General features: G+C 67.2%; 11 protein-coding genes. 2 read left to right on the top strand and 9 right to left on the bottom strand.

What is annotated here, in order from left to right; translation table 11 throughout:
• Positions 1–29 precede the first annotated feature (29 nt).
• The 4 genes from hisN to ACFVVK_RS04590 form a co-directional block, all read right to left on the bottom strand.
• Positions 30–842 carry a histidinol-phosphatase gene (gene hisN / locus ACFVVK_RS04575; RefSeq protein WP_090950263.1) on the bottom strand — a complete coding sequence of 271 codons (813 nt, stop codon included), beginning with the start codon at positions 840–842 and terminating at the stop codon, positions 30–32.
• Between the two features lie 75 nt (positions 843–917).
• A complete protein-coding gene (locus ACFVVK_RS04580) occupies positions 918–2,033 on the bottom strand; it encodes a ribosome small subunit-dependent GTPase A (protein WP_390264045.1) in 1,116 nt (371 codons plus the stop codon).
• Entirely contained in the window at positions 2,017–3,420 is a 1,404-nt protein-coding gene (gene aroA, locus ACFVVK_RS04585; protein ID WP_390264048.1) for a 3-phosphoshikimate 1-carboxyvinyltransferase, read from the bottom strand. Before aroA ends, ACFVVK_RS04580 begins: the two co-directional genes overlap by 17 nt.
• Before the next feature lie 7 nt (positions 3,421–3,427).
• Positions 3,428–3,976: a DoxX family protein gene (locus tag ACFVVK_RS04590; RefSeq protein ID WP_390264050.1), complete on the bottom strand. Its 549-nt coding sequence runs from the start codon at positions 3,974–3,976 to the stop codon at positions 3,428–3,430.
• A 243-nt stretch (positions 3,977–4,219) separates the two neighbouring features.
• On the opposite strand from ACFVVK_RS04590, the gene ACFVVK_RS04595 reads away from it, so the two are divergent.
• Both ACFVVK_RS04595 and rsrA read left to right on the top strand, forming a co-directional pair.
• A complete protein-coding gene (locus ACFVVK_RS04595; protein ID WP_390264053.1) occupies positions 4,220–4,957 on the top strand; it encodes a sigma-70 family RNA polymerase sigma factor in 738 nt (245 codons plus the stop codon).
• Positions 4,954–5,214: a mycothiol system anti-sigma-R factor gene (rsrA, locus tag ACFVVK_RS04600; protein WP_390264055.1), complete on the top strand. Its 261-nt coding sequence runs from the start codon at positions 4,954–4,956 to the stop codon at positions 5,212–5,214. Before ACFVVK_RS04595 ends, rsrA begins: the two co-directional genes overlap by 4 nt.
• A 92-nt stretch (positions 5,215–5,306) precedes the next feature.
• On the opposite strand, the gene ACFVVK_RS04605 is transcribed toward rsrA, so the two are convergent.
• The 5 genes from ACFVVK_RS04605 to ACFVVK_RS04625 form a co-directional block, all read right to left on the bottom strand.
• Positions 5,307–5,381 carry a 50S ribosomal protein bL37 gene (locus ACFVVK_RS04605; RefSeq protein WP_369299106.1) on the bottom strand — a complete coding sequence of 25 codons (75 nt, stop codon included), beginning with the start codon at positions 5,379–5,381 and terminating at the stop codon, positions 5,307–5,309.
• A 92-nt stretch (positions 5,382–5,473) separates the two neighbouring features.
• Positions 5,474–6,097, bottom strand: a complete 624-nt coding sequence (locus ACFVVK_RS04610; RefSeq protein WP_390264058.1) for a PadR family transcriptional regulator — start codon at positions 6,095–6,097, stop codon at positions 5,474–5,476.
• Positions 6,097–6,924, bottom strand: coding sequence for a DUF4097 domain-containing protein (locus ACFVVK_RS04615; protein WP_390264373.1), 828 nt, complete (start codon positions 6,922–6,924; stop codon positions 6,097–6,099). The genes ACFVVK_RS04610 and ACFVVK_RS04615 overlap by 1 nt, the downstream gene beginning before the upstream one ends.
• Before the next feature lie 176 nt (positions 6,925–7,100).
• Entirely contained in the window at positions 7,101–7,700 is a 600-nt protein-coding gene (locus ACFVVK_RS04620; RefSeq protein WP_090950245.1) for a GDSL-type esterase/lipase family protein, read from the bottom strand.
• Between the two features lie 111 nt (positions 7,701–7,811).
• Positions 7,812–11,609, bottom strand: coding sequence for a multifunctional oxoglutarate decarboxylase/oxoglutarate dehydrogenase thiamine pyrophosphate-binding subunit/dihydrolipoyllysine-residue succinyltransferase subunit (locus tag ACFVVK_RS04625; protein WP_390264061.1), 3,798 nt, complete (start codon positions 11,607–11,609; stop codon positions 7,812–7,814).
• Positions 11,610–11,666 lie beyond the last annotated feature (57 nt).

Below are 11,666 nucleotides of genomic sequence, written 5' to 3' on the forward strand. Positions count from 1 at the left end.
GTTCGATATGCCCGGAAGTCTGAAGGAGCCTAGAGGAGGTCGTCGAGGCCGGGGTTGAGCCGTTTGAGGACTTCGGAGTGGAGGATGGAGTTGGTGGCCAGGGCGTTGCCGCCGAACGGCCCGTCGACGCCCTCGAGCGAGGTGAAGCGGCCGCCAGCCTCGGTCACGATCGGCACCAGGGCCGCCATGTCGTACAGGTTCAGTTCGGGTTCGCAGGCGATGTCCACGGCTCCCTCGGCCACGAGGCAGTATGACCAGAAGTCACCATAAGCGCGGGTGCGCCACACTTCCTCAGTCAGGCCCACGAACTCATCAAGGTTGCCGCGTTCCTTCCAGCCGCCAAGGCTGGAGTAGGACAGCGAGGCGTCCTCGAGGTTGGACACGTTGGAGACTTTCAGCCGGGTGGCAGCCGCGAGCGAGCGGCCCGTGTAGGCGCCGGCACCCTTGGCCGCCCACCAGCGCTTGCCCAGTGCCGGGGCGCTGACCACACCGACCACCGGTTCGCCCTCATCGACGAGGGCGATCAGGGTGGCCCAGACGGGGACGCCGCGGACAAAGTTCTTGGTCCCGTCGATCGGGTCGATGATCCAGCGGCGGGAACCGTGGCCCGAGCTGCCGAATTCCTCGCCCAGGACCGCATCGCGCGGACGGGACCGGGAGAGCTGGCCGCGGATGGCCTCTTCCGCGGACTTATCGGCGTCTGTGACGGGGGTGAGGTCGGGCTTCGTTTCGATCCGCAGGTCCAGCGCCTTGAAGCGGCTCATGGTCTGGGAATCGACGGAATCTGCCAGTACATGGGCAAGGCGCAGGTCATCGTTGTAACTCGAAGCGGTTTGGCTCATGGTTCCAAACTACCGGCAAAGCGGGCGGCAGGCCGGAAGCCGCGGCGCCGCGAGCCTGCCAGGGAGCCGCGCCGCCTAGGATACGGTGCCGAGTTCCTTGGTTTCCTGCGCTTCCATCCGCGGGTCCGTGCCCAGCAGGCGGCGCAGGGACGCCAGCCGCGCGGCGCCGGAGGGCCCCGCGTGCCCGGCCGCAACCCAGGCGTCGACGCCGCAGTTGACGGCGGTGGAGTCGTGTTTGCAGCCGCGTTCGCAGTCGTCGGTGCCCGGTTCCAGGTCCGGGAAGGAATGGAGGATCCGGTCAGGATCCACATGGGCCAGCCCGAAGGAGCGGATGCCGGGGGTGTCGATGATCCAGCTGCCCGCCGGGGCCGCGCTGACTTTCAGTGCCAGCGCGGAGGAGGACGTGTGGCGGCCGCGGCCGGTCACGGCGTTGACGCCGCCGGTGGCACGTTCGGCCCCGGTCAGCGCGTTGACCATGGTGGATTTTCCGACGCCGGAATGGCCCAGCATGACGGTGACTTTGCCGTCGAGGTGCTCGCGCAACTGGGACACGGCGTCCTTGTCGAGCCGGGCGGAGAGTCCGTCGTCGGAGCGGGCGTCGATGCCGGACGCGGCGGAGTCAGCGGTCTTGGAAATGATGACGGGGAAGTCGAGGTGCCGGTAATTGGACAGCAGCTCGGCGGGATCCTTGACGTCGGCCTTGGTGACGAGGAGCAGCGGCTCGATGCCGGCGTCGTAAGCGGCCACCAGCGCCCGGTCGATGAAACCGGTTCGCGGTTCCGGATTGGCCGCGGCGACCACGACGACGAGCTGGTCGGCGTTGGCCACGACGGCGCGCTCGACCGGGTCGGTGTCGTCGGCGCTGCGGCGCAGCAGCGTCTTGCGGTCCTGGATCCTGACCAGCCGGGCGAGAGTGTCGGGTTCGCCGGTGACGTCCCCGACGAGGGAGACGAAGTCGCCGGCGACCACCGGATTGCGGCGCAGTTCACGGGCCCGGGCCGCGATGATCTTGCGTTCGTCCGGGGTGCCTTCGCCGACGACGGCGGTGTATCGCCCGCGGTCGACCGTGATGATGCGACCGGTCACTGCGTCGTCGTGGCTGGGCCGGTCCTTGGTGCGGGGCCGGGAACCCTTCTTGTTCGGCCGGATCCGGACATCGGACTCGTCCCAGGAATCAGTGCTGCGTGCCACCGGGGGTGTCCTCGTCTGCGCCGGTTCCCTGAGCCAGCATCGTTTCCCAGAGCTGCGGGAAGTCGGGCATGGTCTTGGCGGTGGTGGCGATGTCCTCGACCTCCACCCCGGGCACGGCAAGGCCCAGGATGGCGCCGGCGGTTGCCATGCGGTGGTCGGCGTAGCTGTGTACAACGCCGCCGTGCAGCGTGGCCGGACGGATGATGAGTCCGTCCGCGGTCTCTTCCGCGTCGCCGCCGAGCCGGTTGATTTCGGCGACGAGGGCCGCGAGCCGGTCCGTTTCGTGGCCCCGGAGGTGGGCGATGCCGCTCAGCCGTGAGGGGCCGGTGGCCAGGGCGCAGAGCGCGGCCACGGTGGGGGCGAGTTCGCTGGTCTCATCAAAGTCGCCGCCCTTGATTTCCCGCCCGCCGGTGACGCTCAGGGTGCCGCCGTCCACCTCGACAGTCGCGCCCATGGTGGTGAGGATGCCGCGCCAGAGGTCGCCGACCTGTGTGGTCCCGGCGGGCCAGTTCGGGATCCGCACGGTGCCGCCGGTGGCCAGGGCCGCAGCGAGGAACGGGCCGGCGTTGGAGAGGTCCTGTTCGATCCGCTGGTCAATGGCGCGGATCGGACCGGGGGAGACCACCCAGTGGTTCGGTACCGAGTCGTCGACGGCCACGCCCACGCCGCGGAGCACGGCGACGGTCATGTTGATGTGGTCCAGGCTCGGCACGGGCTTACCGGCGTGTTCGAGGTGGAGCCCCTCGGTGAAACGGGCGCCGGCCAGCAGCAGGGCGGAGACGAACTGCGACGAGGCGCTGGCGTCGATTGAGAGGCGCCCGCCGCGCACTTCTCCTGTGCCGTGGACCGTGAACGGCAGCGACGACGCCGGTCCGCCGTCGGGCGCGCTGACTGTCACGCCCAGGCCGGCCAGGGCCTCGATAATGGTGCCCATCGGGCGATTGCGGGCGTGCGGGTCGCCGTCGAAGCCGGATTCGCCGCGGCGCAGCGCGGCCACCGGCGGCACGAAGCGCATGACGGTGCCGGCCAGGCCGCAGTCGATGGCCGCGTCCGACGCGTCTGCCGACATGCTGATCGGGATGATCTCCAGATCGGGGCCGAACGCGCCGTCGCCGGGGACTTCCGTGACGGTGGCGCCCAACTGCCGCAGGGCCTCAATCATCAGCGCAGAGTCCCGGGAGTGCAGGGGCGCCCGCAGGCGGGACGGCCCGTCCGCGAGGGCGGCAAGGACCAGGTACCGGTTGGTCAGGGACTTGGAACCGGGAACGGTGACCGTGGCGTTAACCGGCCGGACGGCGAACGGTGCCTGCCAGTGCGGACCGCTGTCTGCCGGAACGGAGCCGGCCGGAACGGAAGGGGTTGCTGCGGAGGGGATGGCGCCAGTCATTACCGTCCTAAGCCCCGGCCGCGTGGTCAACGGCCTTGCGGACGACCTTGTCGGCCTTCTTCAGCTGCTTATTGGTGGTCTTGCGGGCATCGGCCGCGAAGTGGCTGGCGTTCTTCCGGGCGTCAGCGGCGAGGTGCCCGGCGCGCCAGGTCAGGCTGGGCTTGCCGGCGGTGTCGACGGCGGCGAGCATCACGCCACCGGTCAGGGAGACGTTCTTCAGGAGCTGCTTGCGGCGTGCATCCCGGGCTTCCTTCGAGGAGGTATCCGCGCTGCGCCACTCCACGTAGCCGTTCAGCGCCGAAATGACGGCGAGCACCGTCGCTGCCAGCCGCGCCGACTTGCTGAGGGCGAAGAAGACGCCGGCGCCGACCTGGGTGCCCCCGATCACCCGGGCGAGGACTTTCTCATTGGTCTGGAACGGCAGTGCGTCGGCCGCGCGGCGCAGCAATGGGGACAGCTGTGCCGCAGTGTCATCCGCGTTCTTTAGCTTGTCCACGCCGGCGAGGACGAAACTGGAGGCGAGCATGGGCCGGGCGAGAAAGCGGACAAACGACATGAATTTCCTCCTGGATCGACGAACCGCGGCTTCACTGCGGGAGAACCGGTTCTAGTCTTGCACTTTTGCGGAATATTTGCCCGCGGGACGTGGTTGCAGAAAGCAGGTCGCTACGCAGAGGAAGGGGACGACTTGACGCAGGTGTTGGACAGAACGGAACTGGACGCCGGTTGCCCGCAACCGTGGGCAGCCGCTCTGCTCGTGCCGGGCGCCCGGCGGAAGGTGACAGTAGACTTGAACGCAATGAGCACCATGGACCCGGCCGTTACGGCCAAGCACGAGGAACCGTCCGCTTCGCCGACGCCCGCTGAGTCTGCCGCAACCTTGGAGACCGAGGTGGACGGCAGGCCGCTGGATGTGTCTAGCGAGTCGGCGGAAGAGCGCCGGGTGCGGTTTGAACGCGATGCCATGCAGTATGTGGACCAGCTGTATTCCGCTGCCATGAGGATGGCCCGGAACCCTTCGGATGCCGAGGACTTGGTCCAGGAGGCGTACACGAAGGCGTTTTCCGCGTTCCACCAGTACAAGCCCGGAACCAACCTCAAGGCCTGGCTGTACCGCATCCTCACGAACACCTACATCAACCTGTACCGCAAGCGCCAGCGCGAACCGCTGCAGTCCAATTCGGACACCATCGAGGACTGGCAACTGGCCCGCGCCGAGTCGCACACGTCCTCTGGGTTGCGTTCGGCGGAGGCCGAGGCCCTGGACCACCTGCCCGACTCCGACGTGAAGCGCGCACTGCAGGCGATTCCCGAGGAGTTCAGGCTGGCCGTGTACTTCGCGGACGTCGAGGGCTTCGCGTACAAGGAAATTTCAGACATCATGAACACCCCCATCGGAACCGTCATGTCCCGGCTGCACCGCGGCCGGAAGATGCTGCGGGACATGCTTGCGGATTACGCCGCCGAGCGGGGATTCAGGGCCGCCACCGAGTCAGGCGCCAAGGCCGAGAGCAACAATCAGGAGAACAGGAAATGAGCGACTGCCAGGGACTGGGCGATTGCGACGACGCCCGGATGCAACGTATCTATGAGTATCTGGATGGTGCGCTCACGCATAGCGACATCGCGGAGATCAAGGACCACCTGGACAGCTGCCCCGAGTGCCTGGAGCAGTACGACCTCGAATGTGTCATCCGAGTGATGGTCAAGCGTTCGTGCACCGAAGCGGCTCCGGAAAACCTCAAGAACTCCATCCTGAACCGGATCCACTCCATCACGACTGTGGAAGCCTGAGCCGCGCCGCCGCCTGAGCCCATCAACGAAAGACCCCGGAACCATCAGGTGTCCGGGGTCTTTCGCTTAAAGCAGTCAATCCTAGCCGTGGCTTAGGTGTTGGGGCGCTTACCGTGGTTCGCGCCGCCACGCTTACGGTCACGACGTTTACGTGCACGCTTGCTCATAGCTGGCCTCCTTAATCTTGGTACTCAAAAGAGCTGCCCTCAAGTCTCCCACATCACGGCACCCGCCGCGAACCGGCGCCCTGGGCTGCGGTTCACCCTTCCAGCGAGTTGCGGATCGAGATCCGGGCCTGGTCCAGCACCGTTTTGACCGTCTCGAGAGTAACGGCGCTGACGGGGCGGCTCCCGGCGTGACGGCGCAGCTCCACCCGCATGTCGTCGCGGAAGCTTTGAACGAGCATCTCCGCCTCCTTCAGCCGCCGTTCGCCGTCGGGCGAGTACCGCCCGGCCGCCGCACCGGCGCCCGTCACTCCCGCGGTGCGGGCCGAGGCGCGCGCAGCCTCCGCCGTCGCGGCCAGGTCGGCCCGGAGACCGCGCATGTTGACGCGGATGTCCTGGCGCAGGTTGTCGGCGAGGCGGCGGACCGAGGCCGAGATGTCGCTCTCGACGCCGGCGAGTTCGTCCCGCCGGCTGTTCAGCTCCAGGAGTCCCGCCGGGGTGATGCTGTAGTTGGTGCGGCGGCCCTCGGTGTGGGTGGCCACCAGCCCCTCCTCCTCGAGTTTGCCCAGGCGCGGGTAGATGGTTCCGGCGCTGGGGGAGTAGGTGCCGCCGAACCGCTCGCTGAGGGCCTTGATGAGCTCGTAGCCGTGCTTGGGGCCCGATTCGAGCAGTGCGAGCAGGTACAGTCGCAGCGCCCCGTGGGCGAAGACGGGGGCCATCAGAGGGCCGTTTCGGTGTCCGGGGCGGGCTGGGCGTGGAAGATCGAGGTTTTCCCCGAGACCGAGTTGGTCCGGACCAGCATCAGTTTGGTGTCCGGTCCCTCGATGGTCTGCACCGTGCCGCCGGGCTGGATGTATCGCTGGTTGTCAATGACCACGGCCCCGCTGGCGGACTTGGCGATGATGTCCACTCCGACGTCGTACGGCAGGCGGATGGTGACATCGCCGGAGACCGAGTTGGCGCCGAAGTCCCGGGTGAAGCCGTGCAGGTCGAAGTTCAAGTCGCCGCTGACGGTGTTCGCGCGGATGTGGCTGAAATCGCCGGAGGCAGTCACCTCTCCGGAGACGCTCTTGGCCGTCAGGACTCCGCGGTGGTTGCGGGCGATGACCTCGCCACTGACGGTGTTCACGGCGAGCTCTCCGGAGGTGCCGTCGGCCAGCACGGAGCCTGAGACCGTGTTGAGCCGGGCATGGCCGCTGACACCGGAGACCATGCCGTCGCCGCTTACCGTCCCGGCTTCCACTTCTACGCCGGCGGGCAGGGCGATGCTGATGACCACTGAGTTGCTGCTGTTGTTGTTGACGGACCCCATCAGGTTCTTGAACCAGCCCTGCGGGCCGTGGAGTTGGTGGCGGACTTCCAGCCGGCCGTTGGCCACCGAGACCGCCAGCGGGTCGCCCTGGATTTCGGAGACTTCGATCCTGGCCACCGCCTCGTCGTGTGTGACGATGTCGAACCGGCCCCGGACGATGCCGACCTTGAGGGAGCGGACGCCGTCGACGTCGATGGTCTGCGGGCCTGTGACGGTCCACGTGTTCTCTGACAGGTTCTCCGACGTGCTCTCTGACATGGTTCCTCCGGGACTTGCGACTGGTGCCTGAACGACTGGACGACTGACGATATATCGCGACTACACAAGTCACGATATATCGAGCACGCGGCAGGGTCAAGATATATCGCGATTGTCCCGGCGGGGGCGGCGCGGCCGCCCGAGTGTCGAGGCTACTCTGGCGTGTCCATGCCCAGCCACTGGAACCAGCCGCGGTGCAGCACCAGCCACGCCATGAGCCCGTATCCGGCCTGCCCCGGCGTGCCGCCGTTGGCCGCGAGGTCCTGGCGCCATTGCTCGTGGTTCAGGAGCGGCGAGAAGGTGTCCACGTACAAGTGCTTCCGGCGGGTGGTGACATCGGCGAAGGCCGTGTTGAGCTCTCCAAGCCGGCGGTTCTGTGCCGGGTCAAGCGTCGGCGGCGGGCCCACCACGAAAACCTCGATCTTATTCTGCGAGGCGGAGTCCAAGATGTTGGCCAGGTTCAACCGGCTGCGGGCAGTGGACAGGCCGAATTCGATGTCGCGCCCGGACAGCCCGATCACCAGGCGGTTCTCGTGGTGGTTGCCGAAGCGGCGGCCCGCCTCCTCGAGCCAGCGCGCCGCGATTCCCTCCGTGCCCTCCTCGGGGCAGGGCAGGGAATAGCACTCCAAAGCCACGCTGTCCTGGGGCGTGCGGGCCAACACCCGGCCCAGCCAGCCCAGAGCCCGCGGATCACCAAGCCCGGCCAACAGCTCGTCCCCAACGGCTGCGATCCGCAGCTTTCGATCTTCCACGACTACCTCTTCACTTTCACGCTGTCCATCAAGCTGACCACTAACAGTCCATTAAACAGAACTGCCCGGCCGGAGTGTTGTGTTTCAGTCTCCGGCCGGGCAGTTACGCCGCTATTTAGGTGCGAATGCCTGCTTGAGCAGGGTGTCCTGCTGTGCCGCATGGCGCTTCATTGACCCGGCGGCCGTGGAAGCGGAAGCGGGACGTGAGACGAGGCGGACGCGGCGGTCCAGGGCATCGGGCAGGTTCAGGCCAATGAACGGCCACGGACCCTGGTTGGCAGGCTCGTCCTGTGCCCAGACGACTTCGGCGTTCGGGTACTTGGCCAGCTCCGCCGCGATCTCGGCGGCCGGCAGCGGGTAAAGCTGCTCGACCCGCACGATCGCCGTGGTCTTGTTGCCGGTCTTCTGCCGCGTGGACAGCAGATCGTAGTACAGGCGTCCGGAGACCAGCAGGACGCGTTCGACGGCGTCCGCCTGCAGCTGCTCGTGCTCCGGGATCACCGGAAGGAACGAGCCGGTGGTGAAGTCCTCCACCGAGGACGCCGCGGCCTTGAGGCGGAGCAGCTGCTTCGGCGTGAAGATGATGAGCGGCTTGCGGGGCCTGCTGTGAGCCTGGCGGCGCAGCAGGTGGAAGTGCGAGGCCGACGTCGTGGGGTTGGCCACGATCATGTTCTCCTCGGCGCACAGCTGCAGGAAGCGCTCGATGCGGGCTGAGGAGTGGTCCGGTCCCTGGCCCTCGTAGCCGTGCGGCAGCATGAGCACGAGCGAGGACCGCTGGCCCCACTTCTGCTCGGCGGAGGAGATGAACTCATCGATGATGGTCTGCGCGCCGTTGACAAAGTCACCGAACTGCGCTTCCCACAGCACCAGGGCATCCGGGCGCTCCACTGAGTAGCCGTATTCGAAGCCCATGGCCGCGTATTCGGAGAGCAGGGAGTCGTAGATCCACAGCTTGGCCTGGTTCTCGGACAAGTGGGCCAGGGGGAGCCATTCGTCGCCGTTGGCGCGGTCGTGGAAGACGGCGTGGCGCTGCACGAAGGTGCCGCGGCGGGAGTCCTGGCCGGCGAGCCGGACCGGTACGCCTTCCATGATGAGCGAGCCGAATGCGGCGAGTTCGCCGAAGCCCCAGTCGATGCCGCCTTCACGGGACATGACTTCGCGCTTCTCCAGGAGCTGCTTGAGCTTGGCGTGGACGGTGAAGCCCTCCGGGATGGCCGTGTGGGCCTTGCCGATGCGGGCCAGGGTCTCGGCAGAGATCGCGGTGGAGGCCGGGGCGCTCACGCCGGAATCGGACTGCTGGGCCATGGGGCGTTCGAGATCGGACACCGCGGCGGAATCGGCCGTGATGATCGGGATCGGGGACGTCTGCGCGGCGTGGGTCTCGGCGAACACGCGCTCCAGGCGTTCCTGGTAGTCGCGCAGCAGCTGCTCGGCTTCTTCCTCGGTGATGTCACCGCGGCCGATCAGCGATTCGGTGTACAGCTTGCGGACCGAACGCTTGGCTTCGATCAGGTTGTACATCAGCGGCTGGGTCATCGAGGGGTCGTCGCCCTCGTTGTGGCCGCGGCGGCGGTAGCAGACCATATCGATGACGACGTCCTTGTGGAACCGCTGACGGAAGTCGTAGGCGAGCTGGCCGATGCGGACCACGGCCTCGGGGTCGTCACCGTTGACGTGGAACACCGGGGCCTGGATCATCTTGGCGACGTCCGTGGAGTAGGTGGAGGACCGCGAGGACGACGGGGCGGTGGTGAAGCCGACCTGGTTGTTGACCACGATATGGATGGTTCCGCCGGTGCGGTAGCCACGCAGCTGGGAGAGGTTCAGTGTCTCCGCCACGACGCCCTGGCCGGCGAAGGCGGCGTCGCCGTGCACCATGATCGGGAGCACGGGGAAGGCCTCGCCCTGGTCCAGGCGGTCCTGCTTGGCGCGGACGATGCCTTCCAGGACGGAGTCGACGGCTTCCAGGTGCGAGGGGTTCGCGGCGAGGTAGACCTTGGTCTCCTTGCCGTTGTCCGACGTGAAGGTGCCCTCGGTGCCGAGGTGGTACTTCACGTCGCCGGAGCCCTGCACCGAACGGGGGTCCTGGGTGCCTTCGAATTCGCGGAACACCTGGGCGTAGGTCTTGCCCGCGATGTTGGTGAGCACGTTGAGCCGGCCGCGGTGGGCCATGCCGATCGCGACTTCGTCGAGCTCGTCGTCGGCGGCGTTGGAGATGACCGCGTCCAGCAGCGGAATCAGGGACTCGCCGCCTTCGAGCGAGAAGCGCTTCTGGCCGACGAACTTGGTCTGCAGGAAGGTCTCAAAGGCCTCGGCGGCGTTGAGCTTGGACACGATGCGCAGCTGCTCATCGCGGCTCGGCTTGGAGTAGGGGTGCTCCAGCTGGTCCTGGAACCACTTGCGCTCGGCCGGGTCCTGGATGTGCATGTACTCGATGCCGGCGGTGCGGCAGTAGGCGTCGCGGAGGACGCCGAGGATGTCGCGGAACTGCAGCATGGGCTTGCCGCCGAAGCCGCCCGTCGGCCATTCGCGGTCCAGGTCCCACAGGGTCAGGCCGTAGGTCAGGACATCGAGGTCCGGGTGCTTGCGCTGGACGTACTCGAGCGGGTCGGTGTCCGCCATGAGGTGGCCACGCACGCGGTAGGCGTGGATCAGCTGCTGGATCCGGGCCACCTTGTTGATCTCGTCGGCCGGGTCCACCTGCAGGTCCGGGCTCCAGCGCACGGGCTCGTAGGGGATGCGCAGGGACTCGAAGATCTCGTCGTAGAAGTTCTGCGCACCGAGCAGGAGCTGGTGTACGAGCTTCAGGAACTCGCCGCTGCCGGCACCCTGGATGACGCGGTGGTCATAGGTGGAGGTCAGCGTCAGCACCTTGCTGATCGCGTTCTGCGCGATGATCTTCTCGCTGGAACCCTGGAACTCTGCCGGGTAGTCCAGTGCGCCGACGCCGATGATGGCGGCCTGGCCCTTGGACAGGCGGGGCACCGAGTGCACGGTGCCGATGCCGCCGGGGTTGGTCAGGGACACGGTGGTGCCCGAGTGGTCATCCGCGGTCAGCTTGCCGGCGCGGGCGCGCTTGATCAGGTCCTCGTAGGTGTGCCAGAACTCGGAGAAGTTGAGGGTCTCCGCCTTCTTGATGTTCGGCACCATGAGCAGACGGGTGCCGTCCGGCTTGGGCATGTCGATCGCGATGCCGAAGTTCACGTGCGCCGGCTGGACAGCCACCGGCTTGCCGTCGATCTCGTCGTAGTAGACGTTCATCGAAGGGAACTGGGACAGGGCGCGGATGACGGCGTAGCCGATCAGGTGCGTGAAGGAGACCTTGCCGCCGCGGGCGCGGGCCAGGTTGGAGTTGATGACCACGCGGTTGTCGATCAGCAGCTTGGCGGGGATGGCGCGGACGCTCGTGGCGGTCGGCACCTCCAGGCTGGTGACCATGTTCGAGGCGATGGCCTTGGCCGGGCCGCGCAGGACGGAGACGACGTCCTCCTCCGGCGCGGTCGGCGCCTTGAGGTTCTTCGGCAGCTGCGCAGGGATCGGGGCGGTGCCGGGTAAGGCGTCGGGTGTCTTGGCTCGGTCCCGGGCGACGGTGGCCGGGGATCTTGTGGCCGCGGGGGCCGGAGCGGGGGCAGCCGGAGCGGGTGCTGCAGGCGTGGCCGGCGGCGCTGCCGGAGCCGCGGCAGCAGGAGCTACAACGGGAAGTTCGCGGGTTGCTGGGTGCGCAGCAGGAGCTACGCCGGACGTTCCGTTGGCGGACGAAGAGTCACCGGCTTCGAAGGACTCGAACAGCGGCCACCACTTGGCGTCAACCGTGTTCTTGTCCTGCTGGTAACGCTCGTACAGTTCGTCAACGAGCCACTCGTTTCCGCCAAATTCCTCTGGTAGACGGTGGCTTGGCTGCTCTGGCACTTGAAATACGCCTCTTCCATGAGTTTGATTCCCTCTGGCTTCAACGGTGCCTCGGCA

Source organism: Arthrobacter sp. NPDC058192, assembly GCF_042883665.1.
GTDB lineage: Bacteria > Actinomycetota > Actinomycetes > Actinomycetales > Micrococcaceae > Arthrobacter.

Bases quoted from the DNA above. Each gene is read 5' to 3' on its own strand.
- hisN (WP_090950263.1), bottom strand. From the start codon at position 842: ATGAGCCAAACCGCTTCGAGTTACAACGATGACCTGCGCCTTGCCCAT.
- aroA (WP_390264048.1), bottom strand. From the start codon at position 3,420: ATGACTGGCGCCATCCCCTCCGCAGCAACCCCTTCCGTTCCGGCCGGC.
- ACFVVK_RS04590 (WP_390264050.1), bottom strand. From the start codon at position 3,976: ATGTCGTTTGTCCGCTTTCTCGCCCGGCCCATGCTCGCCTCCAGTTTC.
- ACFVVK_RS04595 (WP_390264053.1), top strand. From the start codon at position 4,220: ATGAGCACCATGGACCCGGCCGTTACGGCCAAGCACGAGGAACCGTCC.
- rsrA (WP_390264055.1), top strand. From the start codon at position 4,954: ATGAGCGACTGCCAGGGACTGGGCGATTGCGACGACGCCCGGATGCAA.
- ACFVVK_RS04610 (WP_390264058.1), bottom strand. From the start codon at position 6,097: ATGGCCCCCGTCTTCGCCCACGGGGCGCTGCGACTGTACCTGCTCGCA.